A 26,007-nucleotide genomic window follows, 5' to 3' on the forward strand; every position below is an offset into this window, starting at 1 on the left:
CCAATTTGTATTGTTTGCACCGTGTTTCGCGTCGTTATCTGGCCTTGTCAGTGCCCGGTGAGAGAGTGTTGCGTGGTGGAGTCGGCACTGGTTTTCTGTCCGCGCGACGAGGTGAGTGGCGAGGTCACTCAGCGAGGCGAGGGGCCGCGCGAGCGGCCCTATGCAGCGGAACGGAGCGCCAGCGGCAGTGAAGCGGAGTGAAGCCGCGAGGGCGGCCCCGTCGCCCCGCGGCTCCGGTCGTCCCGCGGCCCCGTCGCCCCGCGGCCCCGTCGTCCCGCGTCGTCGTCGTCCCGCACACTGGCCCCGTGCAGCCCACCCCTCGCCCGGCCATCGCCGCGGACGCGCCCGCGATCCACGACCTGCGCCGCTCACTGGCCGACTGGCTGCTCGACCGCGGCGTCGAGCAGTGGCACCCGGATGACGTACCACTCAAGGACATCCGCGCCCAGGTGGCGGCCGGCGAATGGTTCGTGCTGACCGGCGCCGACGACACCATCGTCGCGACAGTCCGCTATTTGCACCGCGACGACGACGTCTGGCCCGGCGACGAGACCCCGGCGGCATACCTGCACGGCCTCATGGTCGATCGCTCGCACGCCGGCACCGACGTCGGCGGCGAGTTGCTGCGCTGGGCGGAACGGCGCGCGGCAGACGAGGGCCGCGACCATCTCCGGCTCGACTGTGTGGAGGCCAACCATGCGCTGCGCAATTACTATGCCTCCCAAGGGTTTCGGGAGGTCGGACGTCGCGCCTTCGAGGACCCGAAATGGCGTCCGGTGGCTCTCTTCGAGAAGCCGTTGCCTCAGCCGCGGACGTAATCCAGCAGGCCGGCGATCGGGGCCGGCACCCGATCGAGCGGTATGGCGCAGGCCGCCTCGCCGGCGAAGAGCTCCTTGCGTCCCGATGTCGTCCCCACGAACCGGTGCAGCTGGTCGGTGATCGGCTGGGACTGCCAGGCAGGTTGCCGGCAGAAGGTGGCGAAGCGTGCGCCGAGGCCGAGGCGGTCGAGCAGCGACATACAGCCGGGGATCCCGAGCGCGCGGATCAACTCGTCCTCGAGGTCACGGTCGCAGACGAAGAAGCCGTGACCGGGCAGATCGCCCACCACCTGCACGTCTGGATGGAAGCGGCGCAGCGCACGCACCACCACGTCGACCTCACCACGGTCGCAGAGCCCGGCCGCACGAGAAGGAGTCGGTTGGATGCTGAGCCGATCGAGGTGACTTCGCACGTTCGTCACGCCGCCGAGATCGACCAGCTCGGCGCCGTCCAGCTCGCCCGCGCCGCGCCGGCGCGCGAATGACGCGAGGGCGACGACGTCGCTGCGTCCCTCGAGCAGGACGACGGTGGGTGGCGGTGGCACCCGCTCATCCTGCGCCGAATGATCAGGGTGCGCCACCGAATTCAGTCGGTCAGCTCCCGCGCCTCGTCCTGCACCCGTCGCAGTGCGTCGCGCAGCGAGTCCACGTCGGGACCCGCGGCGAGCACCGCCCGCGATGTCGTCGGCAGCACCAGCCGGCGTGCCGCCCCGAAGCCGGCGGCGATGTCACCGATGGTGGCGCCCTGGGCCCCAAATCCGGGCGCCAGCAACGGCGCCCGCGAGTCGAGCAGTCGCTCGGTCAGCCCGAGGGCGGCGATGTCCTTGCCCACGGTCGCGCCGACCACCATTCCGACGTCACCGAACTCGCCCACTGCCGCCAGCGCGTTGCGTTCCCCGACGGCGTCGATGACCGCACCGGCGACCGTCTCCCCCTCCCATGTGGCGTGCTGGACGGAGGCGCCCTCCGGGTTTGACGTCATCGCCAACACGAAAACGCCTCGGCCGGTGCGGGAAGCGATGTCGAATGCCGGTGCCAGCGAACCGAATCCGAGGAAGGGGCTGACGGTGATCGCGTCCGATCGCAGCGGCGAGTCGTCGCTGAGATATGCCTCGGCATACGCCTGCATGGTGGAGCCGATATCGCCGCGCTTGATGTCGAGCAGGCTCAGTGTGCCGGTCTCCCGCAGACCGCACAGGGTGTCTTCGAGCACCTCGACGCCTGCCGCGCCGAAGCGCTCGAAGAAGGCCGATTGCGGCTTCACCATCGCCACCGCACCCCCGAACGCCTCGACGGCGGTCTCGGCGAACCGGCGCAGCCCGCGCACCGACACCGGTAGCTCCCACTGCTCCAGCAGCGACGGATGCGGATCGATGCCCACACAGATCGGCCCATGCTCGCCGATCGCCGCACCGAGCCGAATGCCGAATGGTTCCAACGGTATTGGAGTCTCAGTCATGATGTGCCCGCCCGATCAGATCTTTCACAGATGGTATGCCGAGCCGCTCGCACTCCGCGAGCAGACCCGTGGTGACCCGCTCCGCGGAGGAAGGGTCGTGCAACATCACGCTGCCCACCTGCACGGCGGAAGCGCCCGCGGCCAGGGCCTGCACCGCATCACTCGCGCGCGCGATGCCGCCGACGGCGACGACGGCCACGTTTGGCAGTCGACCCGACAGCACGGCGGCGCGCAGCTCCCACACCGCGCGCAACGTGATCGGCAGGATCGCCGGTCCGGACAGACCGGTGACGGCCGGCGTGAGCCGAGGTCGCAAGGTCGGCAGATCGATCGAGAGTGCCCGCAACGGACTGCTCACAACCAGACCGGTGGCGCCGGATTTCACACAGCCACGGGCGATTTCGACCAGATCGTGCACGTCTGCGCTGAGCTTGGCGAAGAGCGGCAAGTCCCGCGGCAGCTGCTCGCGCACCCGCGCGATCACCTTGGTAGCGCCGAAGACGTCGTGGGCGAACGGCCGGTCGTCGTTCTTGCGATCACCGCAGGCGAGGTTGACCTCGACACCGGCCACCCGGCGCATCAGGCTCTGGCGGCGCAGTTGGTCGGCAGCTTCGGCATACGCACCGGACAGGTTGCCGGCCAGCGACACGATCACCGGCGGGATGCCGTCGGCGTCCCATGGCAGCCGCGTCGCCTCGAGCTGCCCCGTGCCGAGGCTCGGCCGGTCGGTCGGCGACACCAGACCGCTCGGCACTTCGAGCAGCACACCGCGATGGTCCGACGACTGGGTCCGCGCGGTGAGCGACGGCGTGACGAGGGCGGAGACGTCTCCGGCTCGTCCCAGACGCAGCAGCTCGTGACCGAAGCCGCAGCAGCCGGAGGCGCCCATGACAGGAGTCTGGAGCGCCAGTCCACCGGCGTTGACCGTGAGATCGATGTCGGCAGAGACGGATTCGGCAGTCACCGCACCGTCTCCCACAGCTCGGCGACGTAACGGTCCCACTCCACCAGGTCACCACGTATGACGGCGCCTTCGGTGCAGCAGCGAATGGTGCGACTGATGCCGTCCGAACCCGTCACCGGCACCTCGCAGCTGCCGCACAACCCCGTGCCGCACGGCATCGCCTCGTCGAGCAGGGCCTGCACCGTCACCCCGAACGGGCGGGCCACCTCGGCGACGGCCGACAGCTCCGGTGCGCGAGCCGCGGCATACACCACCGAGATTTCGGTCGCCCGCAGCGTGCGTTGCAGCTCGTCGCGCAGGACAGGCAGCAGGCCGGTCGGGCCGGGCGTCACCACCGACACCGTGCCGATCACCCGGCGTGCCTCGATGACTCCCACCAGGTGCCGGTCGGTCTCCCCCGCGAGCATGAGCTCGACTCGACAACCGCGATCGCGCAGGGCGGTCGACAGCCAGCCGAGCGGCGCCGCAGACGCTCCCACTCCGAGCACCATGGAGTCGACCCCGTGCGCCGGCAGCGGGAAGGCCCGGCCGAGCGGTCCGATCACGTCGACCTCGTCGTGCACCCGCAGGTCCGCCAGCCAGCGCATCCCGGCGTCCCGCACCGGATCGACCACCACCTCGATGGTCCCGCCATACGTGCCACTGGGCGTGATCGCGGCGAGCGGGAGCGTGCGCCGGCCGAGCAGCGCCGAGGTGCGCCCGCCGACGGCGAACGACGCGAGCTGCCCGGGCCGGGCGCGGTCGGCAAGCTCCGGCACCACGATCGTGTGGTGCTGGAACACTCCCATCCGGCGGCTTGCGATCAGCTCACCGCGCGCCTCGACCACGGTCACCGCTCCGGCTCTCAGACCCGCTCGAACAGACCGAGGTCGCGGGCGTGGTGCTGCAACGGCTTGACCCGCACCGGTCCGGCCAGCTGCGCCTCGATGCCCTGCACCGCTGCAGCCAGCTGCTGCACGGTGGTGATGATCGGACGGTCCATGCTGGTCGTCGCCGCCCGGATGGCGTAGCCATCTGCCCGCGCGCCCTGACCGGACGGGGTGTTGACCACCATTGCGACGTCGCCGTCGAGGATGCGGTCGACGATGGTCGGCTCACCCTCCGGGCCCTTGCCCTCGCTGTGCTTGCGGACCACCTCGGCGTGAATACCGTTGCGGCGCAGGACATCTGCCGTGCCCGCGGTGGCGAGGATGTCGAACCCGAGGTCGGCCAGCCGCTTCATCGGGAAGATCATCGCGCGCTTGTCGCGATTGGCGACGGATACGAAGATCGCGCCTTTGCGCGGCAGGCCGGTGACCGACCCGAGCTGGCTCTTGGCGAAGGCGGCACCGAAGTCGTCGTCGATGCCCATGACCTCGCCGGTCGAGCGCATCTCCGGCCCGAGCAGGCTGTCGACGACCTGGCCCTCCTTGGTCAGGAACCGCTTGAACGGCAGCACCGCCTCCTTGACCGCGATCGCCGCGTCCGAGGGGAGCATGCCCCCGTCGACGTGCGCCGGGAGCATGCCTTCGTCGCGCAACTGCTGGATCGAGTCACCGAGCATCACCCGGGCAGCGGCCTTGGCGAGCGGCACACCGGTCGCCTTCGCGACGAACGGAATCGTCCGGCTGGCACGGGGATTGGCTTCGAGCACGTAGAGCGTGTCGTGCGCGAGAGCGAATTGCACGTTGATCAGGCCGCGCACCCCGACGCCCTCGGCCAGCGCACGCGTGGAGCTGCGCACCCGCTCGATCTCCTCGGCGCCGAGCGTCACCGGGGGCAGAGCGCACGCCGAGTCACCGGAGTGGATGCCGGCCTCCTCGATGTGCTCCATGATGCCGCCGAGATACATGTCGGTGCCGTCATACAGGGCGTCGACGTCGATCTCGATCGCGTCGTCGAGGAATCGGTCGACCAGCACCGGGTGCTCGCTCGAGGCCTGCGTCGCGCGGGTCACGTAGTCGCTGAGAGTCGCGTCGTCATACACGATCTCCATGCCGCGGCCGCCGAGGACGTATGACGGGCGCACCAGCACCGGGTAGCCGATTTCGCGCGCCACCTCCAGCGCCTCCTCGACGCTGTATGCCGTGCCGTGCTTCGGCGCCGGCAGCCCGGCCTCGGCGAGGACGCGCCCGAACGCGCCGCGGTCCTCGGCCAGGTCGATCGCCTCCGGGGTGGTGCCGACGATCGGGACTCCCTCGTCCTTGAGTGCCTGGGCGAGGCCAAGCGGAGTCTGACCGCCCAGTTGCACGATGACGCCCGCAATCGGCCCGGCCTCCTGCTCGGCGTGCACCACCTCGAGCACGTCCTCCATGGTGAGTGGCTCGAAGTAGAGCCGGCTGGAGGTGTCGTAGTCGGTGGACACGGTCTCCGGGTTGCAGTTGACCATGATCGTGTCGAATCCCTTGTCCTGCAAGGCAAACGACGCGTGCACGCAGGAGTAGTCGAACTCCACACCCTGGCCGATCCGGTTGGGTCCCGAGCCGAGGATGATCACCGCGGGACGCTCGCGCGGCTCGACTTCCGACTCCTGGTCATAGCTGGAGTAGTAGTAGGGCGTCTTGGCCGCGAACTCCGCGGCGCAGGTGTCGACGGTCTTGTAGACCGGACGTACCCCCAGCGCGTGCCGCACCCCGCGCACCACTGCCTCGGGCATCCCGGTGAGCTGGGCGATCTGCGCGTCGGAGAAACCGTGGTGCTTGGCCAGTCTCAGCAACTCCGGAGTGAGCTGGTCGGCCCCGCCGATGAGCTCGGCCGCCTTGTTGATCAGCTCGATCTGGTCGAGGAACCACGGGTCGATCTTGGTCGCCTCGTGCACCTCCTCGACGCTCAGCCCGGAGCGAAGAGCCTGCTGCACCAACACGATTCGGCCATCGGTCGGAGTGATCGCCTGCTGGAGGAGAGCGCGGCCCATCTCGAGCGTCGGCTTGTCATCGGGCCGCCAGTGGAAACTCGCGCCCGATCGCTCCATCGACCGCAGCGCCTTCTGCAGCGCCTCGGTGAAGTTGCGGCCGATCGACATCGCCTCACCAACCGACTTCATCGTGGTGGTCAGCGTCGGGTCCGCGGCCGGGAACTTCTCGAACGCGAAGCGCGGCACCTTGACCACGACATAGTCCAGGGTCGGCTCGAAGCTGGCCGGGGTCTCCTGGGTGATGTCGTTGGGCACCTCATCGAGGGTGTAGCCGATCGCCATCTTCGCGGCGATCTTGGCAATCGGGAATCCCGTTGCCTTGGAGGCCAATGCCGACGAACGCGACACCCGCGGGTTCATCTCGATCACGATGATGCGGCCGTTCTCGGGGTTGACCGCAAACTGAATGTTGCAGCCGCCCGTCTCGACGCCGACCTCGCGGATCACCTTGATGCCGATGTCGCGCAGTCGCTGGTATTCGCGGTCGGTCAGGGTCAGCGCCGGCGCGACCGTGATCGAGTCGCCGGTGTGCACCCCCATCGGGTCGAGGTTCTCGATGGAGCAAACCACAACCACGTTGTCGGCATGGTCGCGCATAACCTCCAGCTCGTACTCCTTCCAGCCGAGGATCGACTCCTCCAGGAGCACCTCGGTGGTCGGGCTCGCCTGCAGACCGGCGCCGGCGATGCGGCGCAGGTCTTCCTCGTCATAGGCGAAGCCGGAGCCGAGCCCGCCCATGGTGAACGACGGACGGACGACCATCGGGTAGCCGAGTTCGTCTGCGGCGGCGAGGCATTCGTCCATCGTGCGGCAGATGATCGACTTGGCCGACTCGGCACCGGAGCGCTCGACAACGCCCTTGAACCGCTCGCGGTCCTCGCCGAGCTCGATCGCCTCGACGTTGGCGCCGATCAGCGGGCAGTCGTACTTTTCCAGCACCCCCGCGTCGTGCAGCGCGATGGCGGTGTTGAGCGCCGTCTGACCGCCCAGGGTCGCCAGCACCGCATCCGGCCGCTCCTTGGCGATGATCGCCTCGACCACCTCGGGAGTGATCGGCTCGACGTAGGTCGCGTCGGCGAACTCCGGGTCGGTCATGATGGTCGCCGGATTGGAGTTGACCAGCACCACGCGGATGCCCTCGGCGCGCAGCACCCGGCACGCCTGGGTGCCGGAATAGTCGAATTCGCAGGCCTGCCCGATGACGATCGGCCCGGAGCCGATCACGAGCACGCTCTTGATGTCGTCCCGTTTGGGCATGTCAGTTCTTCTCCATCAGTTCCACGAAGCGATCGAACAGGTATGCCGCATCGTGCGGGCCGGCCGCGGCCTCCGGGTGGTATTGCACCGAGAACGCAGGCACGTCAAGGCATTCCAGCCCTTCGACGACGTCGTCGTTGAGTCCGATGTGCGACACGCGCACCCGGCCGAACGAGTCACCGGCGGGTGCGGTCACCGGCTCGCCGTCGCGCGGCGCGTCGACCGCGAAGCCATGGTTGTGCGCGGTGATCTCGACCTTGCCGGTCGTGCGGTCCAGCACCGGTTGGTTGATGCCGCGGTGGCCGTACTTCAGCTTGTAGGTGCCGAAACCCAGTGCGCGGCCCAGCAATTGGTTGCCGAAGCAGATGCCGAAGAACGGCACCTTCGCCGCGAGCACCTCCCGCAACACCTCCACCTGCGGCGCGGTCGCCGGGTCGCCCGGGCCGTTGGAGAAGAAGACCCCGTCGGGTTGCACCGCCCGGATCGTCTCGAAGCTGCTGTCGGCGGGCAGCACGTGCACCTCGATGCCGTGCTGCGCCATCAGGTGCGGGGTCATGCCCTTGATCCCGAGGTCGAGCGCGGCGACGGTGAAGCGCTTCTCCCCCTCTGCCGGTATGACGTAGGCCTCGCTCGTGCTCACCTGCGACGCCAGCTCGGACCCGGCCATCAGCGGCTGATCCTGCACTCGCTGCACGAGATCGGTTGCATCCGCGCCCGGGCCGGAGAAGATGCCGACCCGCATCGCACCACGCTCGCGCAGATGCCGGGTGAGCGCCCGGGTGTCGATGCCGCTGATCCCGACCACGCCCTGCTCGATCAGGTCGTGCTCGAGGGTGCGGGTGGCGCGCCAGTTGGACGGCCGCAGCGCGGGGTCGCGCACGACATACCCGCTGACCCAGATCTTGCGGGACTCCCGGTCCTCGTCGTTGACGCCGGTGTTGCCGACGTGCGGCGCGGTCATCACCACGACCTGGCGGTGGTAGCTGGGGTCGGTCAGCGTCTCCTGGTAGCCGGTCATCCCGGTGGAGAACACCGCCTCCCCGAAGGTCTCACCGATGGCGCCGTAGGCCTGTCCGCGGAAAGTGGTGCCGTCCTCCAGCACGAGCGTCGCGGGCTCGCGGCCGGTCAGCGGGTCGATGACCGATGCCGTGTCGCCGGTCGGGGTCGTCATGCGGTGATTACCTCCTGGTCGAGCAGGGTGGCGCGGCCGCGCAGGAAGGTTGCCTGCACCTGGCCGATGAGTTTCTCGCCGTGCCACGGATTGTTGCGGGACAGCGAATGTGACTGTGTCCCATCGATTTCCACGGTGGCACTGGGGTCGATGAGCGTGAGGTTTGCCGGTTCGCCGACTTCCAGGGGACGGCCGTGACCTGCCAGTCCGGCGATCTGCGCCGGGCGGACGGACATCGCGTCGGCCACCTGCTGCCAGGTCATCAGACCGGGCTGCACCATGACGGTGTTGACCACCTGCAGTGCCTGCTCCAGCCCGAGCATCCCGAACGCCGCCTCGGCGAAGGCGTGCTCCTTGTCGTGCCGGGCGTGCGGCGCGTGATCGGTGGCGACCGCGTCGATCGTGCCGTCCGCCAACGCCTTGCGCAGCTGCTCGATGTCCTCGTCGGGGCGCAGCGGCGGGTTGACCTTGTAGGTCGGGTCGTAGCCGTCGAGCCGGGACGTCGAGAGCATCAGATGGTGCGGGGTGACCTCGGCGGTGACCGCGATGCCCTGCGCCTTCGCCCAGCGGATCACCTCGACCGATCCCGCGGTGGAGACGTGCGCGATGTGCAGGCGCGACCCGGTGTGCCGGGCGAGCATTATGTCGCGGGCGACGATGACGTCCTCCGCGACGCCGGGCCAGCCGGGCAGTCCGAGGCGGCCGGACAGCTCACCCTCGTGACAGCAGGCGGCACCGTCGGCCAGCCGCGGCTCCTGCGCGTGCTGGGAGACGACTCCGCCGAACGCCTTGACGTACTCCAGCGCCCGGCGCATCAGACGCGCGTCGTGCACGCACTTGCCGTCGTCGGAGAAGACCCGCACCCCGGCCCGGCTGCGCGCCATCAGGCCGAGCTCGGCGAGCGACTCACCGGCCAGGCCCTTGGACACCGCGCCGACCGGCTGCACGTCGACCAGCCCGCAGGCGCGGCCCAGGTCGTGGACGCGCTCGGCGGCCTCGGCGGTGTCGGTGACCGGGTTGGTGTTGGCCATCGCCAGCACCGCCGCGAAACCGCCCGCCGCCGCGGCGGCCGAGCCGGTCGACACCGTCTCGGCGTCCTCCCGCCCCGGCTCCCGCAGGTGGGTGTGCAGATCGACCAGACCCGGCAGCGCGACCAGCCCGTCGGCGTCGACCACCGTCGCACCCTTCGGCGCGGCCTTGCCCACTTCGGCCAGCACGCCGTCCTTGATCAGCAGGTCCTGCCGGCCGGCACCGACGAGGTCGGCGCCTTTGATCAGGAAAGTGTTGTGGTTGCTCATGATTCAGCCCCTCCGAGCAGGTGATACAGCACGCTCATTCGCACCGCGACCCCGGCTGACACCTGGTCGAGGATGAGCGACCTGGCCTCGTCGGCCGCGTCGGCGGTGATCTCCAGGCCGCGGTTCATCGGGCCGGGGTGGCAGATAACCGCGTGATCGGGCAGCGCGCGCAGGCGGTCCCGGGTGAGTCCGTAGCCCACGGTGTATTCGCGGGGCGTCGGGAAGTAACCCCCCGACATACGCTCCTTCTGCACCCGCAGCATCATCACCGCGTCGAGATCCGGCAGGACCTCGTCGAAGTCGTAACCGTAGGAAAACCCTTCTGCCGCAGACCAATCCGCGATGCCGCTCGGCATCAGCGTCGGTGGCGCGACAAGGGTCACGTCGGCGCCGAGCGTGCGCAGCAGGATCAGGTTGCTGCGCACCACCCGGGAGTGGGTCAGGTCGCCGACGATCGCGACCCGCTTGCCGGCAAGATCGCCGAGTCGCTGCTGCATCGTGTAGGCGTCGAGCAACGCCTGCGTCGGGTGCTCGTGGGTGCCGTCGCCGGCATTGACGACCATCGCGTCGACCCACTGGGTCACCTGGAGCGGCGCACCGCTCGCGTGATGCCGTATGACGAGACCGTCGACCCCCATGGCCGCGACCGTCATCGCGGTGTCGCGCAGCGACTCCCCCTTGCTGACCGACGAGCCCTTCGCAGACACGTTGATCACGTCGGCGGACAGCCACTTGCCGGCAATCTCGAAGGACGACCGGGTGCGGGTGGAATCCTCGAAGAAGAGGTTGACGATCGTCCGGCCGCGCAGGACCGGCAGCTTCTTGACTTCGCGCCGCTGCACGTCGTGCATCTGCTCGGCGGTGGCGAGGATCTGCAGGGCGTCGTCGTGGCTCAGGTCGGCCGCGGACAGCAGGTGTTTCATGACTCCCCTCCGACGATGCGCACCTCGTCGACACCGTCGTTCTCGTCGAGCCGCACCCGCACCCGCTCGGAGCGCGCGGTGGGCAGGTTCTTGCCGACGTGGTCGGCACGGATCGGCAACTCGCGGTGGCCGCGGTCGACCAGGACCGCCAGGCGCACCGCCCGCGGCCGGCCAAGATCGCCGAGTGCGTCGAGCGCGGCGCGCACCGTGCGGCCGGAGAAGAGCACGTCGTCGACCAGCACCACGACCTTGTCGTCGATGCCGGACTCGGGGATGAAGGTCGCGCCGACCGCACGGGTGGGCTGGCTGCGCAGGTCGTCGCGGTACATCGTCACGTCGAGCGAGCCCACCGGGACCTGCGCGCCCTCGATCTCGGCGAGCAAACCGACCAGCCGGGTCGCCAGTGCCTCGCCCCGGGTCGGGATGCCGAGCACGACCAGGTCGTCGGCACCCTTGTTGTGCTCCACGATCTCGTGCGCGATGCGGCGCAGCGCGCGGGAGATGTCGCCGGCGGAAAGGACCGTCCGGCCCGGCGGCGGAGCGGCCTGCGCGGAGCCAGGGTCCAAAGAGCCTGCATCTGAAAAGTCGGGACGCTGCATGTGCGTCACTGACCTCCTTCGCCGCCTCACGGGACGGATCGTTAAAGGATGTCGAACGGCTGCAAGGCTACAGCAGCGAGAGCACTCCGTAGAGCACGGGCTGGTGCACCAGATAGATCGACAACGTGTGCCGCCCGGTCACCGCGAGCGCCCGCGTGACCGGGTCGGCCGGCTGCCACTCGCGCAGTCGGTGGGCCCACCCCTCCGGCTCGTATGACGCAGCAACCACCTGCCGGGTCAGCCCGACTGCCAGCAGTGTCAACGCAATCCACGGAAACAGCGGCTGCCAGTCCAGGGACGGCCGGCTGCCTTCGGCAAGACCGGTCCACGAGACCCACGGTGACCGGCCGGGCAGGTGCACCACCCAGGGAAGGGCGAGCGCGACGAGTGCTGCGGCATACGCGAAAACCGGTCGGAGCGTGACGAATCCGACACTCACGACCGAGGCGACGGCGATCGCCTGCAGGATGCCGAAGGTGACCAGTTCGTCCCTGTCGTAGAACCAGCTGAATACGGTGACCGCAAGCGCGAGGACGACCAGTTGCGCCTCACGCCGCCAGAATCGGCGCCACCGGATGCCGCGCCCGTGGGCGAGCACCAATGAAACACCGACGAGGGCGAGGAAGCTGCCGGCGATGACCCGGCCGGCGATCTTGCCGGACCGATGGGCGTTGATCTGCCAGTCGATGAAACCGAGGCTGCCGAGATCCCAGACGAGATGGAAGAGCACCACCGCGACGATCGCCACGCCGCGAGCCACGTCCACGGCGACCCAGCGGGTCGTCACGACGGGTGACGCCACGGCACCGGTCGGCACGGAGCTCCGCCTCAGACCAGGGTCTGCTTGACCGCCGCGAGCTTGTTGAGCAGTCCCCCGACGAATTTCGGCGACTGCTCGGTCGACAGCGCGCCGGCGAGGCGCACCGCCTCGCTGATCACCACGGGATCGTCGATCTCGTCGTTGTAGATCAGCTCCCAGGCGGCGCCGCGCAGCAGCGCGCGGTCGACCGAGGGCATCCGGTCCAGCGGCCAGTCCCGGCTATAGGTGGTCAGCGCCTCGTTGATCGCCACCCAGTTCTCGACGACACCACGCACGATCTGCACGGTGTAGTCCGGCAGCGGCGTTTGAGTGGTCGGCGCCGCGATGCGCTGCTCAAGCAGCGCGACGGCGTTGTCGCCGCGCTGCTCGGCCTCGAAGAGGATGTCCAGCGCCTTCTTGCGCGCCTTGCCGCGCGCCGACAGCTTGGACAGGTCGGCGGTGGTGCTGCTGACCAGTTCGTGCTGCTCGCCGCCGTCGGGGGCTGCGGGCATGGTCAGCTGACCCGCCCGAGGTAGGAACCGTCGCGGGTGTCGACCTTGACCTTGGTGCCCTGCTCCAGGAAGAGCGGCACCTGGATCTCGGCGCCGGTCTCCAAAGTGGCCGGCTTGGTGCCACCCGAGGAGCGGTCGCCCTGCAGGCCGGGCTCGGTGTGGCTGATCTCCAGGACGACCGAGGCGGGCAGTTCGACATACAGCACCGTGCCGTCGTGCTGGGCGACGATCGCCTCCTGGTTCTCCAGCAGGAAGTTGGCCGCCTTGCCGACGGTCTCGGCGGCGATCGGCAACTGGTCGTACGTCTTGGTGTCCATGAAGACGAAGTCGTTGCCGTCCTTGTAGAGGTACTGCATGTCCGAGCGGTCGACGTTGGCCGTGTCGACCTTGACGCCGGCGTTGAAGGTCTTGTCGACGACCTTGCCGGACAGCACGTTCTTCAGCTTGGTGCGCACGAACGCCGGGCCCTTGCCGGGCTTGACGTGCTGGAACTCCACCACCGACCACAACTGGCCGTCGATGTTGAGCACCATGCCGTTCTTCAGGTCGTTCGTGCTTGCCACGTTCGCTCTTCTCTTTCGTTGCGTTCGGAAGGTGCGCGGGCACCGGAAAGCCGCGCAAAGCCAAGGGGTATGACGCCACAGTCTAGCGGGCCGCCACCGCCTGCCCGATCACGCGGGCGGTCACGCGCCGCTCAGCTGGTCGCCAGGGCGGCCTCGAAGGCGCGCAGGGCGTCCGGGGAGAAGAGCGCGAACGTCACGTCCGACACCTTCGACGGGGTGGCCCGCACGGTCGCCACGGCGATGCGGGCGGCGTCGTCCATCGGCCAGCCGTAGATGCCGGCGGAGATCGCCGGGAAGGCGATGCTGCGGGCGCCCAGCTCGTCGGCCACCGCGAGGGAGTTGCGGTAGCAGTCGGCGAGCAGCGCCGACCGGTCCTGCCGCTTGGACCAGACCGGGCCGACGGTGTGGATCACCCAGCGCGCCGGCAGCCGGCCCGCCGTGGTGGCGACCGCCTTCCCGGTCGGCAACCCGTCCGGGAAGCGGTCGGCGCGCACCTGCTTGCACTCGGCGAGGATCTGCGGGCCACCCGCGCGGTGGATCGCACCGTCGACTCCCCCGCCGCCCATCAGCGACGAATTCGCTGCATTGACAATCGCGTCCACGTCGAGGCTGGTGATGTCGGCTTGTCTGGCAGTCGGTCCCACCCGGCCCACGCTACGCCGCGTTGCGGCAGACTTCCTGGCTGTGAGCACCGTGAGCCGAACGGCCCGCCAACCGCGAGACCTCGGCCTGGACGCCGCCCGCGGGATCGCGATCATCGCCATGGTCATCGCCCATGCGGTGCCGTGGTTTCAGGCGCCGCAGCCACTGAAGGCGCTCATCGGCCAGGTCAACGACCTGGCCTCGCCGTTGTTCGCGCTGGTGATGGGTGTGTCGGCCGGCCTGGTCGCTCGGCGGGTGCTCACCGAGCACGCCGCCAGGTGGCCGACAGCAACACAGTTCGCGGTGCGCGCGGTGCTCCTGGTCGTCATCGGCGAGCTGCTCGGCAAGATCAACCTCTGGATCGCGGTCGTGCTGCAGCCGCTCGGGCTGACCGCGCTGCTCGGGGCGCTGGTGATGTTCCTGCGCGTGCGCTATCTCGCGGTGCTCGCGGTGGCGTGCTGGCTGCTGCAACTGCTCAATACCTACCCGGGCAACGAGCCCAACGACGCGAATTGGCGTCAGCCGGCGCACTGGCTGCACGTCTACGTGCTCAGCGACTCGCACTACCGGGTGACCGGGCTGCTCCCGGTCTTCCTGCTCGGGCTGATCCTCGGCCGCGTCGGGCACGCCCGTCCGCGCGTCCTGCGTGCGACCCTCGCGCTGGGGGTGCTCGCCGCGGCCGCCTGGGCGTTCGGCCGCGCCATGGGTTGGTCGACCTATCCGGGCCGCTTCATCGACAACACCCACGACCTGGCGCTCAGTGGGATCGTCTTCGCGCTGGTCGGTATGGCGGCAGCGACCGCGCCGCGCGCGGGCACCGTCATACGGGCTCTGTTGCGGCCGGTCGCCACCATCGGCACGGTCGCGCTGTCGCTGTATGCCCTGCAGTTCGTGCTGATCCGGCTGCTCGTCCAGCACGGCCCTGACTGGCTGCCGTTCGGCTGGAAACCGGCCGTGGTGTTCATCGTCGCCTGTCTGCTCATCAGTTGGCTCTGGGCGCGGCTGATCGGCACCGGGCCGATCGAATGGGTGGTCAACGTGCTCAGTGGGCGGCGACGGGTGCGCCGGGCCGGACAACGCGCCGTCGCATAGGGCATGCTGCGAGACGTGAAGTCCTCGCGTGTGCTGTCGCTGGTGCCGGTCCTCGCCGCGGGCGGTGTCGCCGCCCACGACCTGCTGCAGAAGAAACATTCGCTGCTGCGCAACTTCCCAGTGCTCGGGCACGCGCGCTACGCGATCGAACGCATCGGGCCGGAGCTGCGGCAGTACATCGTGGCGGGCAACGACGAAGAGCGGCCGTTCAGCCGGGATCAGCGCAGCTGGATCTACGCCTCCTGCAAGGGCGAGAACAACTACGTCGGGTTCGGCACCGACAACGACGTCGAAAACTGCGAGGGCTACCCGATCATCAAGCACCGCACGTTCAGCGCGTCGCCGCCGACGACCGCCCCGCACGGCGGTGAGGACGTGCGGCTGCCCAGCCCGAAGGTGCTCGGCGGGCCGCGCGGGCGGCGGCACGCCTTCCGGCCGTCGTCGGTGGTGAACGTGTCGGCGATGAGCTTCGGGTCGCTGTCGGCGCAGGCGATCGTGTCGATCAACCAGGGCGTCGCGCTCGCCGGGGCGTTGCACAACACCGGCGAAGGGGGACTCTCGTCATACCACTGCAGCGGGGGTGACCTGATCTGGCAGATCGGCACCGGCTACTTCGGCTGCCGGGACGAGCAGGGCCGTTTCGACCTGGCCAGGCTCAAGGCGACGATCGAGCGAGCACCCGTGCGGGCGTTGGAGATCAAGCTGTCTCAGGGGGCCAAGCCTGGCCTCGGCGGCGTGCTACCGGCGGCGAAGGTGACCGAGGAGATCGCGCAGATCCGCGGGGTGCCGCTCGGCCAGGACGTCATCTCCCCGTCCCGTCACTCGGCGTTCCACGACGTCGACAGCATGCTGGACTTCATCGAATTGCTCGCCGACGAAACGGGGCTGCCGGTCGGCATCAAGTCCGCCGTCGGCGATCTCGGCTTCTGGGAGGAGCTCGCCGACGCGATGGTGACCGGTGACCGGGCGCCGGATTTCATCACGATCGACGGTGGCGAGGGCGGCACGGGCGCCGCACCGCTCGTTTTCAGCGACGCGGTCGCGCTGCCGTTCTACGTCGGATTCACCCGCGTCTACTCGGTTTTCGCCCGTCGCGGGCTCACCGACCGGGTGACGTTCATCGGCTCGGGCAAGCTCGGTCTGCCGCGGTCGGCCACGACGGCGTTCGCGCTCGGCGCCGACCTGGTCAACGTCGCGCGCGAGGCGATGCTGGCGATCGGCTGCCTGCAGACCCAGAAGTGCCACACCGACCGCTGCCCCACCGGTGTCGCGACCCAGAACCGTTGGCTGACAAGGGGTTTGGACCCGTCGCTGAAGTCCGTGCGACTCGCGCAGTATCTCCAGGCGCTGCGCCGCGACCTGCTCAAGGTGAGCGAGGCGGTCGGCGTGCAGCACCCCGCGCTGATCGACCCGGACGACCTCGAATTGCTCTACGGGCAACGGGTCGGTCGCCCGCTGCGCGAGGTCTACGGGTATGACGCCGAATGGGGGCGCCTCGGCGAGCCATTGCGGCGCGAGGTCGCCGCACTTATGAGCGACGCACCCACCGGCGGTTCCACGCCGGTCGAATAGGGGCGAGCCCGTCCCACGCCGGTCGAGTAGGGCGAGCCCGTCCACGCCGGTCGGTCGAGTAGGGCGAGCCCCCTAGGGCGAGCCCGTATCGAGACCCGCGCGCCTCGCCACAAACACCAGCTCCTTGCCCGGCCGGTCCGGAGCATCTCGCACCTGCTCCACTTCGAACCCGTGCCGGACCAGGTCGGCCTCGACCTCATCGCGGGCCTGGAAGCGCAGCGTGGACTCCGAGCGCAGCTGCTCGCCGTCGATCACCGTGACCACCTCGAAGGTCACCAGCGGCAATTCGACTGCGGTCACTCGCATTTGCGAGCTGTATGACGAGCCGTTCGGCAGGGTGCCCGCACTCGACTGCCCGTCCCACTCCTGCCAGGCCCGCGCTTCGGGGCGCCGGGTCTCCAAGACCAACCAGCCGCCCGGCGCCAGCGCGTCGTGCACCGCGTCGAGCGTGACCGCCCAGTCCTCGTCGTCGACGAACACCTGGGCAACGTTGCCGGTCAGCACCGCGAGATCGGCGGCAACGTGCCGGCCGGCCAGCATGGTGGCGTCCCCGTGCAGCCAGGTCACCCGGTCGGCATAGGGCTTCGCCCGAGCCAGGTCGAGGGACGCGCCGGCCGGATCCACCCCGACCACCTCGACACCGGCTGCGGCGAGCCGCACCGCGAAACTCCCTGTGCCGCAACCGATATCGACCACTCGTCGCGCACCGAGCTCGGCCACGATCGCGGCGTAGACATCCAGGTCGCTGCGGTCGGGGTCCCAGAAGTCGTACCAGCGGGCCAGCCGCGGATCGGCGAAGCCGGCATCGGGTGGGCGCATGCGCGACGGGCCCTACCCCACGACCGCGTCGTATGCCGCGCGCAGCAGCTCTTCGGACGGTCCCTCGAGACGCGTCGGCTCCCCCACCTCGGTCAGCACGACGAAGCGCAGCGTGGCGCCGCGGGTCTTCTTGTCGCGCCCCATCGCCGTGCGCAACGCTTCCCAGCGCGCCTGTGCCGCGGCAGCGTCACCGGCGGAGCCATCGTCATACGCAGTCGGAAGACCCAATGTTTGCAACGCTTTTCGGTGTTCGTCGACCACCGACGGCTCGAGCATGCCGGCGCGCGACGCCAGCTCGGCCGCGTAGACCATGCCGACCGCAACCGCGTCGCCGTGCCGCCAGGCGAAGCCGGAGACCTGCTCGATCGCGTGCGCGAGGGTGTGCCCGTAGTTGAGGATCTCGCGCAGCGACGACTCCTTGAGGTCGGCCGCGACCACGTCGGCCTTCACCTGCACGGCGCGCGCGATCAGTTCGGGCAGCACGTCGCCGTCGACGTCGGTCGCGGCGTCCGGGTCGGCGGCGAGGCGCAGGATCTCCGGGTCGCCGATGAAGCCGCACTTCACCACTTCGGCCAGCCCGGCGATCAGGTCCTCCCGCGGCAGGGTGCGCAGCAGATCGAGATCGCAGACGACGGCAGCCGGCGGGTGGAACGCGCCGACCAGGTTCTTGCCCTCGGGGATGTTGATGCCGGTCTTGCCACCGACAGCGGCGTCGACCATCCCGAGCACCGTGGTGGGCACCTGCACGACCGGAACGCCACGCAGCCAGGACGCCGCGACGAAGCCACCGAGGTCGGTGGTGGCCCCGCCGCCGAGCGCGATCACCGCGTCGCTGCGGGTGAAGCCCTGCTCTCCCAACAGCGACCAGAGCTCAGCGGCGACCGCGGAGGTCTTCGCGGCCTCGGCGTCCGGCAGCGCGGCAAGCGTCGGCCGCAACCCGCCCGCGGTGAGCTGCTCGGCAAGTGACTCGGCGACCGCGGTCATCACCGGCGCGTGCGCGATCAGCACCCGCAACGTCCCGTCGGGCACCAGCGAGGGCACCTGCTCGAGCACGCCGTGCCCGATCACCACGTCATAGTCATCGCCAACCCGAATCACCTTGGCATCAGCCATGATTGACCAACCCGACGACCTCGGCGGAGATGTCCTCAGGCGTGCGTCCTGCCGTGTCGACGACCCAGGTCGCGAGCCGCTCATAGGTCGGCCGCCGCTGGTCCATCAGCTTGGTCCATGTCGCGCGCGGGTTGACCGCGAGCAGCGGTCGAGCACCGGTAAAACCGATCCGTCCGGCGGCGTCGGCGATCGCGACTGCGAGGAAGGCCACGGGCGCAGCTGCCAGCAGCTGCGCGGTCGAGTCGGTCATCGGCGCTCCCCCGCCGACCGCGACCACGCCTGGGGCGGCGAGCGCCCGCGCGACCGCGTCGGCTTCCAGCCGGCGGAACTCCGCCTCGCCCCGCTCGACGAACAGGTCCGAGATCGTGGTCTGCTGCTCGTCCTCGACCATCCGGTCGGTGTCGGTGAACGGCACGCCGAGCGCCGTCGCCACCAGCTCCCCGACCGTGGTCTTGCCCGCACCCGGCGGACCGATTAGCACGACCGTGGGGCCGGCACTCGACCCGGGGACACCGGCGCTCACCGGGGCCCCCGCGAAGTATCGGAGCGAGGCACGAGCGGAGAACTTCGTGGGGTGGATCGCATCAGCTCCGGGATAGCGGCCAGGTAGGCCTGCAGGTTGCGCGCACTTTCCGGCACGCTGTCCCCGCCAAACTTCTCCAGCGCCTCCTCCGCGAGCACCAGCGCGACCATCGCCTCGGCGACCACCCCGGCCGCCGGCACGGCACACACATCCGATCGTTGATGTATGGCGGTGGCCTCGTCCCCGGTGGCCACGTCGACCGTGCGCAGCGCCCGCGGCACGGTCGAGATCGGCTTCATCGCCGCCCGCACCCGCAGCACCTCACCGGTGGACATCCCGCCCTCGGTGCCGCCGGCCCGGTTGGTCTCGCGGCGCAGCTTGCCGTCCTCACGGACGATCTCGTCGTGCGCGGCCGAGCCGCGGCGGGCCGCGGTGCGGAAGCCGTCGCCGACCTCGACACCCTTGATCGCCTGGATGCCCATCAGCGCGCCGGCGAGCCGGCCGTCGAGGCGCCGGTCGCCCTGCACGTGCGATCCCAGGCCGGGCGGCACGTCATACGCCAGCACCTCGACGACGCCGCCGAGGGTGTCGCCGTCCTTCTTGGCGGCATCGATCTCGGCGACCATCGCCGCCGAGGAGGCCGCGTCGAAGGTGCGCACCGGGTCGGCATCGAGCGCGGCAACGTCGTCCGGCCCGGGCAGCGGCGCGTCGTCGGGCACGTCGACCGTGCCGATCGAGACCGTGTGCGACACCAGCCGCACGCCGAACGCCTGCTCCAGGAAGGCGGCGGCGACCGCACCGAGCGCCACGCGCGCGGCGGTCTCGCGGGCCGAGGCGCGTTCCAGGATCGGCCGTGCCTCCTCGAAGCCGTACTTCTGCATCCCGACCAGGTCGGCGTGACCGGGCCGCGGACGGGTCAGCGGCCGGTTGCGCGCGACCTCGCCCTGGGCGCCGACGTCGTTCGCGGCGCGCAGCTGCGACTCGTCGACCGGCTCGGGACTCATCACCGCCTGCCACTTGGGCCATTCGGTGTTCTCGATGGTGATCGCGATCGGCGAGCCGAGGCTGCGGCCGTGCCGCACCCCGCCGACGAAGGACACCTTGTCCTGCTCGAACTTCATCCGCGCCCCGCGCCCGTAACCGAGGCGACGGCGGGCGAGCGCGTCGGCGAGTTCGGGTGCAGTGATGGCGACCCCTGCCGGTAGCCCGTCGATCACCGCGGTGAGTTCGGGCCCGTGGGATTCACCTGCGGTCAGCCAGCGAAGCATGGGGCCGATCTTCCCATGCCGCTAAACCTGCGCCGCAGCCCGTCCAGCGTCCTGCATCGCCTGCAGCGGAGCCGGTTTCCCGGTCATCAGGGTGAACTGCGCGGCCGCCTGGTGGATCAGCATCTCCACGCCGGGTATGACGTGGGCTCCGTAGGTCGCTGCGACCACCGCGAGTGGGGTGGGCCATCCGGCGTACACCACGTCGAGCAACACCCGACGCTCCGGCAACGCGCCGGCCGACCCGGCTGCCGAGGCCATCGTCTCGGCCACCGCGTCCGTCGCGCCGGCCGGCGTCGTGTTGATGACCAGGGGCGTGTGCAGCGCCAAGGTCGCACCTTCAGTCAGGTCGACCACCTCGACCTGCAGTCCGTGGTCGCGCGCCTGCGCAAGTGTGGATTCCCGGGCGTTTCCGCGGACCGCGAACGTCACGTGGGTGACGCCCAACTCGGCAACGGCAGCGAGCGCCGAGCGGGCGGTCGCTCCGGAGCCGATCATCAGCACCGCATCGACCGGCCCGTGATCGGCGACGCCGCCCTCGCAGAGCGCGTCCCGGATGCCGACCACGTCCGTGTTGTCGCCGAGCCAGTCGGCGCCGTCGCGCACCAGGGTGTTCACCGCGCCGGTCTGGCGGGCGACGGCACTCGAGGACGAGGCCAGCAGCAGCGCCTCCTCCTTCAGCGGCATCGTCAAGGACAGACCACGCCAGGTGGGACCGAGCCCCGCGACCAGGTCGGGCAGCTCGGACACGTCGCACTCGCGCGCGTCGTACGACCAGTCGGTCAGTCCGGCAGCGTCATACGCGGCACGGTGCAGGAGAGGAGACAGCGAGTGAGCGATCGGTTTGCCGAGCACGCCGGCACGAGGAGCGATCAACACTTGCCCGGGTTCTGCTGGCACCACTGGCGGAACTTGGTCTCGTTGGCCTGCTGCTGTGCGTAGGTGTCGGCAAAGAGCGTCTCGCCGGTCTCCTGGTTGATCGTGACGAAATAGAGCCAGTTGCCGGTCGCCGGGTGCAGGGCCGCCTTGATGGCGTCCGCGCCCGGGCTGTCGACCGGTCCCGGGGGCAGCCCCTTGACCTTGTAGGTGTTGTACGGGCTGTCGCTCTGCCGCTCCTCGTCGGTGGTGGTGACCGTGCCGCGCTTCTGCTCCACGAAGTGCACCGTCGAGTCGAACTGCAGCGGCATACCTTCCTTCAGCCGGTTCTCGATGACGCGCGCCACCTTCGGACCGTCCTTGCCCAGCTTGGACTCGGCCTGCACCAGCGACGCGACGGTCATCACCCGCGCCAGCTGATCGGCCGGCACCCCGAGCGAGGCAATCTGCCGCTTGCCCTGATCGACCATCATCTTCAGCTGTTGCTGCGCGGTCGCGTCCTTGGGGAAGTTGTAGGTCGAGGGGAACAGGTAGCCCTCCAGGTTTCCCTTCGCAGCCGCCGGCAGTCCGAGGCTGCCGGGGTCGACCTTCTTGTAGTCGGCGAGCGGCACACCGGTCGCCTTCGACAGGCGGGAGAAGACCTCGTCGACCCACAGCCCCTCGCGGATCGTGGTGCCGGTGCTGATGAACGCCTTCGGGTCGAGCATCAGCCGGATGGCGGAGGACGCGCTCATCTGCTTGCGCAACCGGTAGGTGCCCGGCTGGATCTGGTTGAACTGCTGCGCGCCGTTCGCAACCGAGATGAACGCCGACGTCGACTTCACCACGCCGGCATCGACCAGGGTGCGCGCGATGGCACCTCCGCTGTCACCCTGCTTGACCGTGATGTCCACCGTGCCGGTGCCACTGCCGGAGTAGTCGCCCCCGGCGCTGCTGCTACCACCGCCGAAGTCCGGCAGCGGGATCTTGGTCGCGGCGAAACCCAGCGCACCGATGAACAGCACCAGCGCGACCATCATGACCAGGCAGGAGCGCACTGCCGGACGCCGTGATTTGTGGTCGTCACCGTGGTCATCGTCATGGCGGCCACCGCCCACCAGGTCGGCGACGCCGCCGATGTAACCGTCTCCGTCGGTGTCGCGGCGTCCGGTCGCAAACTCATAGTCGGGCCGCCGGCTGTTCTCGGCGTGCGCGCGCAGCGCCTCCCGGCTCGGCAGCGCGGTCGTCGGGTCGTCGCCGATATCGGGGGCGGGCACCGGTGTCTGGCTGGGCTCGGCGCTGGGCCGTGCTGCCTGCTCCGACCGGCCCGCGGGGCCCGCCGGACCGGTGCGCGCAGTCCGCTGCGACCCGGCGTTGGAGGGCAGCCGCGGAGGACGGGCCGGGGCGGAACGGGCGCTGGAGTCGGTGGCGGCACGTTCGCGCGCCTCACGGCGGCTGCGCGGCGGCTCGGCCGGCATGCGACGGGAGGCTCGGCGCTCCGAGCGGCGGTCGCTCATCGGCGCGCTCCCCCGGTGTGCGGGGTCGCCAAAAGTCGGCGGGTGCCGGCTCTTGCCACCGGTTCGGCTCTCACTGTCGACCTTCCATGTTGGGCCCGGACTTGCGTCTCGGTTTGCGACCCCCCACAGCTTCCCCGGCAGGCTCGCCGGAAACGCGCTCCGAGTCAAGCGCGACTTGCAGGATCAGCACAGCTGCTTGCTGATCGATGATGGACCGGCGGTTCCGGTGGGATACCCCGGTGGCGTCGAGTGCGCGATGCGCGTCCACGGTGGTCATCCGTTCGTCGACCAACCGCACCGACAGCTGAGGGGTATGACGCCGCAATGCCTTCGCCCACGACCGGGCTCCTTCGGCGGCGGCACGTTCGGCGCCGTCGAGTGATCGCGGTAGTCCCACGATCACCTCGATGGCCGAGTGCTCCGCGGCAAGTGCGGCGACCACCGCCACGTCGGATCCGTCCTTGGCCCGCTGCACGGTCTGCAGCGGGGTCGCGATCAGCCCGTCGGGGTCGCACGACGCGACGCCGACGCGGACACTGCCCACGTCGACGCCGAGCCGCACGCCCCGTCGCATTCGCTCTTCGCCCGCTCAGCCTGCGAGCGTGCGCTCGACGGCGTCGAGTGCGGCCCCGACCGCCGACGGGTCGGTGCCGCCACCCTGGGCGAGGTCGGGCTTGCCGCCGCCCCCGCCGCCGAGCACGCCGGCCGCGACCTTGACCAGATCGCCGGCGCGCACGCCGCGGTCCCGGGCGGGACCGTTGGTCGCGATCACGATCACCGGACGGCCCTTGGCCGCGCCGGTCACCGCGACCACGCTGGGTGCGCCGTCACCGAGACGGGCCCGCAGGTCGGTGACCAGGGACCGCACCTCGTCGGCGCCGAGCTCGCCGGCGTCGTGCGCGAGCAACCGCACCCCGGCCACGTCGGTCGCCGTGCTCAGCAGTTCGCCGGCCTGCGCGGTCAGCTGCTGCTGCTTGAGCCGGCCGATCTCCCGCTCGGCGTCCTTGACCCGGGCGAGCAGTTCGTTGATCCGGTCGGGCAGCTCGTCCGGCTGCACCTTGACCAGCCCGGACAGTTCGGCGACCAGCGCGCGCTCCTTGGCCAGGTAGCGCAGCGCGTCCATCCCGACGAACGCCTCGATCCGGCGCACGCCGGAGCCGACCGACGACTCGCCGGTGAGGGTCAGCGCGCCGATCTGCGAGGAGTGCGCGACGTGGGTGCCACCGCACAGCTCGCGCGACCAGGGGCCGCCGATCTCGATGACGCGGACCTGCTCGTCATACGTCTCGCCGAAGAGTGCGAGCGCGCCCCACTCGCGCGCCTCGGGCAGCGTCATGAACTGCGACGACACCGCCAGATCCTGCCGTACGGCGAGGTTGGCGACCTCCTCGATTTCCGAGCGGGTCTCCTTGCTCAGCGCGGAGTTCCAGGCGAAGTCCAGCCGCAGGTAACCCGGTTTGTTGTAGGAACCGCTCTGCAGCGCCGACGGCCCGAGCACCTGTCGCAGCGCGGCGTGCACCACGTGCGTGCCGGAGTGCGCCTGACACGCGGACACTCGCCAGTCGGGGTCGACCTGCGCCTGCACGCCGTCACCGACCTTGATCTCACCAGACAGCACATCGACGGTGTGCACGACCAGGCCCTTGACCGGCCGCTGCACGTCGCGCACCCGCAGCTGCCCAGTGGGCGTGGTGATGATGCCCTCGTCGGCGATCTGACCACCGGACTCGGCATAGAACGTGGTGCGGTCGAGCACCACCTGACCGGTGCTGCCCTCCCCCAGGCCCTCGACCCGAGCGCCGTCGGAGACCAGGCCGGTGACCTTCGCCTCGGTCGAAAGCGCCTGGTACGCCTGCCAATCCGTGGCTCCGAGCGCGCGCAGCTCCTTCCACACCTCGGTGTCGGCGTGGCCGGTCTTCTTCGCCTTCGCGTCGGCCTTGGCCCGCTGCCGCTGCTCGGTCATCAGCCGGCGGAAACCGTCCTGGTCGACCTCGACGCCCTGCTCAGCGGCCATCTCCAGGGTCAGGTCGATCGGGAAGCCGTAGGTGTCGTGCAACGCAAACGCCTGCGACCCGGGCAGCGTCGGCGCGCTCGTGCCGCCGAGCGACGCCGCCGACTGCTTGGCCTTGGTGACCGCGGTGTCCAGGATCGTGGTGCCCTGGTCGAGGGTGCGCCGGAAGGCGTCCTCCTCGGCGTACGCGATCTGGCTGATGCGCGGGAAGTCCGCGGCGAGTTCGGGGTATGACGCCTGCATCCGCTCCAGACTGACCGGCAGCAGCTCGGGCAGCGCCTTGTCGCCGTAGCCGAGCAACCGCATCGCGCGAACCGCGCGGCGCAGCATGCGGCGCAGCACGTAGCCGCGGCCCTCGTTGCCAGGGGTGACGCCATCACCGATCAGCATCAGCGAGGAGCGCACGTGGTCGGCGACCACGCGCAGGTGCACGTCGTTGGGGTGGCTGGCGGTCGCGGCGTGGCCGGAGTGCTCGCCATACTTCTTGCCGGTCATCTCCGCGGCCTTGGCCAGCACCGGGTAGACCTCGTCGATCTCGTAGAGGTTGTCGACGCCCTGCAGCACGCTGGCGATGCGCTCCAGGCCCATGCCGGTGTCGATGTTGCGGGTCGGCAGCGGGCCGGCGATGTCGAAGTCGGCCTTGCTGCGGAACGCCGACAGCTCGTCCTGCATGAAGACCAGGTTCCAGATCTCCATGTAGCGGTCCTCGTCGACGCTCGGGCCGCCCTCGGCGCCGTAGTCGGGGCCGCGGTCGATGAAGATCTCCGAGCTCGGGCCGCCCGGTCCGGGCACGCCCATCGACCAGTAGTTGTCGTTCTCGTCGCGGCGGGTGATCCGCGACTCGGGGATGCCGATGTGGTCGCGCCACAGCGCAAACGCCTCGTCGTCATCCTTGAAGACCGTCGGCCAGAGGATGTCGCCGTCGATGCCGTAGCCACCCTCGGACTGCGGGGTGGTGAGCAGGCCCCAGGCCAGGTCGATGGCGCCCTTCTTGAAGTAGTCGCCGAAGCTGAAGTTGCCGTTCATCTGGAAGAACGTGCCGTGCCGGGAAGTCTTGCCGACCTCCTCGATGTCACCGGTGCGCACGCACTTCTGCACACTGGTGGCGCGCTGCCACGGCGGGGTCTGCTGGCCCAGCATGTAGGGCTTCATCGGCACCATGCCGGCGTTGACAAACAGCAGGTTGGGGTCGTCGTAGATGAGTGGCGCGGACGGCACGACGACGTGCCCGTTCTTCTCGAAATAGTCGAGCCAACGGCGCCGGATCTCGGCGGTTTCCATGATCGGGTTCCTTTACATCTCAAACGTTTTCGGTGCCCGGTAGGGCATGGCGGGGCGAAGG

At 69.8% G+C, this 26,007-nt stretch carries 24 protein-coding genes; 3 read left to right on the forward strand and 21 right to left on the reverse strand.

Annotation, left to right across the window (positions count from 1 at the left end; translation table 11 throughout):
* Positions 1-305: 305 nt before the first annotated feature.
* Complete coding sequence (locus N2M23_RS16140) at positions 306-818, forward strand: GNAT family N-acetyltransferase (protein ID WP_265446867.1); 513 nt, start codon at positions 306-308, stop codon at positions 816-818.
* Here the strand turns inward: N2M23_RS16140 and N2M23_RS16145 are convergent.
* The 13 genes from N2M23_RS16145 to N2M23_RS16205 all read right to left on the reverse strand — a co-directional run bounded on the left by N2M23_RS16145 (position 803) and on the right by N2M23_RS16205 (position 13,900).
* Positions 803-1,363, reverse strand: coding sequence for a hypothetical protein (locus N2M23_RS16145; RefSeq protein WP_265446868.1), 561 nt, complete (start codon positions 1,361-1,363; stop codon positions 803-805). The two genes, N2M23_RS16140 and N2M23_RS16145, sit on opposite strands and share 16 nt — an antisense overlap.
* A 41-nt stretch (positions 1,364-1,404) precedes the next feature.
* Positions 1,405-2,277, reverse strand: coding sequence for an orotidine-5'-phosphate decarboxylase (gene pyrF / locus N2M23_RS16150; RefSeq protein ID WP_265446869.1), 873 nt, complete (start codon positions 2,275-2,277; stop codon positions 1,405-1,407).
* The gene (locus tag N2M23_RS16155; protein ID WP_265446871.1) at positions 2,270-3,241 is read right to left on the reverse strand and encodes a beta/alpha barrel domain-containing protein; all 972 of its coding nucleotides are present in this window, start codon (positions 3,239-3,241) and stop codon (positions 2,270-2,272) included. Before N2M23_RS16155 ends, pyrF begins: the two co-directional genes overlap by 8 nt.
* The gene (locus N2M23_RS16160; RefSeq protein ID WP_265446872.1) at positions 3,238-4,074 is read right to left on the reverse strand and encodes an iron-sulfur cluster-binding protein; all 837 of its coding nucleotides are present in this window, start codon (positions 4,072-4,074) and stop codon (positions 3,238-3,240) included. Before N2M23_RS16160 ends, N2M23_RS16155 begins: the two co-directional genes overlap by 4 nt.
* Before the next feature lie 11 nt (positions 4,075-4,085).
* The gene (carB, locus tag N2M23_RS16165; protein WP_265446873.1) at positions 4,086-7,391 is read right to left on the reverse strand and encodes a carbamoyl-phosphate synthase large subunit; all 3,306 of its coding nucleotides are present in this window, start codon (positions 7,389-7,391) and stop codon (positions 4,086-4,088) included.
* A 1-nt stretch (position 7,392) separates the two neighbouring features.
* The gene (carA, locus tag N2M23_RS16170; protein WP_265446874.1) at positions 7,393-8,562 is read right to left on the reverse strand and encodes a glutamine-hydrolyzing carbamoyl-phosphate synthase small subunit; all 1,170 of its coding nucleotides are present in this window, start codon (positions 8,560-8,562) and stop codon (positions 7,393-7,395) included.
* Positions 8,559-9,860, reverse strand: coding sequence for a dihydroorotase (locus N2M23_RS16175; protein ID WP_265446876.1), 1,302 nt, complete (start codon positions 9,858-9,860; stop codon positions 8,559-8,561). Before N2M23_RS16175 ends, carA begins: the two co-directional genes overlap by 4 nt.
* Positions 9,857-10,783 carry an aspartate carbamoyltransferase catalytic subunit gene (locus tag N2M23_RS16180; protein WP_265446879.1) on the reverse strand — a complete coding sequence of 309 codons (927 nt, stop codon included), beginning with the start codon at positions 10,781-10,783 and terminating at the stop codon, positions 9,857-9,859. The genes N2M23_RS16175 and N2M23_RS16180 overlap by 4 nt, the downstream gene beginning before the upstream one ends.
* Positions 10,780-11,382, reverse strand: coding sequence for a bifunctional pyr operon transcriptional regulator/uracil phosphoribosyltransferase PyrR (gene pyrR, locus N2M23_RS16185; RefSeq protein WP_265446880.1), 603 nt, complete (start codon positions 11,380-11,382; stop codon positions 10,780-10,782). The genes N2M23_RS16180 and pyrR overlap by 4 nt, the downstream gene beginning before the upstream one ends.
* Before the next feature lie 67 nt (positions 11,383-11,449).
* A complete protein-coding gene (locus N2M23_RS16190) occupies positions 11,450-12,199 on the reverse strand; it encodes an acetyltransferase domain-containing protein (RefSeq protein WP_265446882.1) in 750 nt (249 codons plus the stop codon).
* An 11-nt stretch (positions 12,200-12,210) separates the two neighbouring features.
* A complete protein-coding gene (gene nusB / locus N2M23_RS16195; protein ID WP_341870608.1) occupies positions 12,211-12,693 on the reverse strand; it encodes a transcription antitermination factor NusB in 483 nt (160 codons plus the stop codon).
* A 2-nt stretch (positions 12,694-12,695) separates the two neighbouring features.
* A complete protein-coding gene (efp, locus tag N2M23_RS16200; RefSeq protein ID WP_265446884.1) occupies positions 12,696-13,256 on the reverse strand; it encodes an elongation factor P in 561 nt (186 codons plus the stop codon).
* Between the two features lie 131 nt (positions 13,257-13,387).
* Positions 13,388-13,900, reverse strand: a complete 513-nt coding sequence (locus N2M23_RS16205; RefSeq protein ID WP_265446885.1) for an O-acetyl-ADP-ribose deacetylase — start codon at positions 13,898-13,900, stop codon at positions 13,388-13,390.
* Positions 13,901-13,940: 40 nt separating this feature from the next.
* On the opposite strand from N2M23_RS16205, the gene N2M23_RS16210 reads away from it, so the two are divergent.
* Both N2M23_RS16210 and N2M23_RS16215 read left to right on the forward strand, forming a co-directional pair.
* Complete coding sequence (locus N2M23_RS16210; protein ID WP_265446886.1) at positions 13,941-14,990, forward strand: acyltransferase family protein; 1,050 nt, start codon at positions 13,941-13,943, stop codon at positions 14,988-14,990.
* A gap of 15 nt (positions 14,991-15,005) precedes the next feature.
* Entirely contained in the window at positions 15,006-16,562 is a 1,557-nt protein-coding gene (locus N2M23_RS16215) for an FMN-binding glutamate synthase family protein (RefSeq protein ID WP_265446888.1), read from the forward strand.
* Positions 16,563-16,634: 72 nt separating this feature from the next.
* Here N2M23_RS16215 and N2M23_RS16220 read toward each other — a convergent pair whose 3' ends face one another.
* The 8 genes from N2M23_RS16220 to alaS form a co-directional block, all read right to left on the reverse strand.
* Positions 16,635-17,381 carry a class I SAM-dependent methyltransferase gene (locus tag N2M23_RS16220; RefSeq protein ID WP_265446890.1) on the reverse strand — a complete coding sequence of 249 codons (747 nt, stop codon included), beginning with the start codon at positions 17,379-17,381 and terminating at the stop codon, positions 16,635-16,637.
* 12 nt (positions 17,382-17,393) lie between these two features.
* Positions 17,394-18,494 carry a 3-dehydroquinate synthase gene (gene aroB / locus N2M23_RS16225; protein ID WP_265446891.1) on the reverse strand — a complete coding sequence of 367 codons (1,101 nt, stop codon included), beginning with the start codon at positions 18,492-18,494 and terminating at the stop codon, positions 17,394-17,396.
* Positions 18,487-19,017 carry a shikimate kinase gene (locus tag N2M23_RS16230; RefSeq protein ID WP_265446893.1) on the reverse strand — a complete coding sequence of 177 codons (531 nt, stop codon included), beginning with the start codon at positions 19,015-19,017 and terminating at the stop codon, positions 18,487-18,489. The genes aroB and N2M23_RS16230 overlap by 8 nt, the downstream gene beginning before the upstream one ends.
* Entirely contained in the window at positions 19,014-20,285 is a 1,272-nt protein-coding gene (gene aroC, locus N2M23_RS16235; protein WP_265446894.1) for a chorismate synthase, read from the reverse strand. The genes N2M23_RS16230 and aroC overlap by 4 nt, the downstream gene beginning before the upstream one ends.
* A gap of 21 nt (positions 20,286-20,306) precedes the next feature.
* Positions 20,307-21,161: a shikimate dehydrogenase gene (locus tag N2M23_RS16240; protein ID WP_341870609.1), complete on the reverse strand. Its 855-nt coding sequence runs from the start codon at positions 21,159-21,161 to the stop codon at positions 20,307-20,309.
* Positions 21,155-22,654: an endolytic transglycosylase MltG gene (mltG, locus tag N2M23_RS16245; RefSeq protein WP_265446896.1), complete on the reverse strand. Its 1,500-nt coding sequence runs from the start codon at positions 22,652-22,654 to the stop codon at positions 21,155-21,157. The genes N2M23_RS16240 and mltG overlap by 7 nt, the downstream gene beginning before the upstream one ends.
* A gap of 70 nt (positions 22,655-22,724) precedes the next feature.
* Positions 22,725-23,228 (reverse strand): Holliday junction resolvase RuvX, encoded by a 504-nt coding sequence (gene ruvX / locus N2M23_RS16250; protein ID WP_265446897.1) that lies wholly within the window; start codon positions 23,226-23,228, stop codon positions 22,725-22,727.
* Positions 23,229-23,243: 15 nt separating this feature from the next.
* Positions 23,244-25,946 carry an alanine--tRNA ligase gene (gene alaS, locus N2M23_RS16255; RefSeq protein WP_265446898.1) on the reverse strand — a complete coding sequence of 901 codons (2,703 nt, stop codon included), beginning with the start codon at positions 25,944-25,946 and terminating at the stop codon, positions 23,244-23,246.
* Positions 25,947-26,007: the final 61 nt, after the last annotated feature.

This window comes from Flexivirga meconopsidis, from assembly GCF_026162425.1.
Taxonomy (GTDB): domain Bacteria; phylum Actinomycetota; class Actinomycetes; order Actinomycetales; family Dermatophilaceae; genus Flexivirga; species Flexivirga meconopsidis.

Coding starts and splice junctions, on each gene's coding strand:
- pyrF (WP_265446869.1), bottom strand. CDS start 2,277: ATGACTGAGACTCCAATACCGTTGGAACCATTCGGCATTCGGCTCGGT.
- carB (WP_265446873.1), bottom strand. CDS start 7,391: ATGCCCAAACGGGACGACATCAAGAGCGTGCTCGTGATCGGCTCCGGG.
- carA (WP_265446874.1), bottom strand. CDS start 8,562: ATGACGACCCCGACCGGCGACACGGCATCGGTCATCGACCCGCTGACC.
- N2M23_RS16175 (WP_265446876.1), bottom strand. CDS start 9,860: ATGAGCAACCACAACACTTTCCTGATCAAAGGCGCCGACCTCGTCGGT.
- N2M23_RS16180 (WP_265446879.1), bottom strand. CDS start 10,783: ATGAAACACCTGCTGTCCGCGGCCGACCTGAGCCACGACGACGCCCTG.
- pyrR (WP_265446880.1), bottom strand. CDS start 11,382: ATGCAGCGTCCCGACTTTTCAGATGCAGGCTCTTTGGACCCTGGCTCC.
- nusB (WP_341870608.1), bottom strand. CDS start 12,693: ATGCCCGCAGCCCCCGACGGCGGCGAGCAGCACGAACTGGTCAGCAGC.
- N2M23_RS16220 (WP_265446890.1), bottom strand. CDS start 17,381: ATGCGCCCACCCGATGCCGGCTTCGCCGATCCGCGGCTGGCCCGCTGG.
- aroB (WP_265446891.1), bottom strand. CDS start 18,494: ATGGCTGATGCCAAGGTGATTCGGGTTGGCGATGACTATGACGTGGTG.
- aroC (WP_265446894.1), bottom strand. CDS start 20,285: ATGCTTCGCTGGCTGACCGCAGGTGAATCCCACGGGCCCGAACTCACC.
- mltG (WP_265446896.1), bottom strand. CDS start 22,654: ATGAGCGACCGCCGCTCGGAGCGCCGAGCCTCCCGTCGCATGCCGGCC.
- ruvX (WP_265446897.1), bottom strand. CDS start 23,228: ATGCGACGGGGCGTGCGGCTCGGCGTCGACGTGGGCAGTGTCCGCGTC.
- alaS (WP_265446898.1), bottom strand. CDS start 25,946: ATGGAAACCGCCGAGATCCGGCGCCGTTGGCTCGACTATTTCGAGAAG.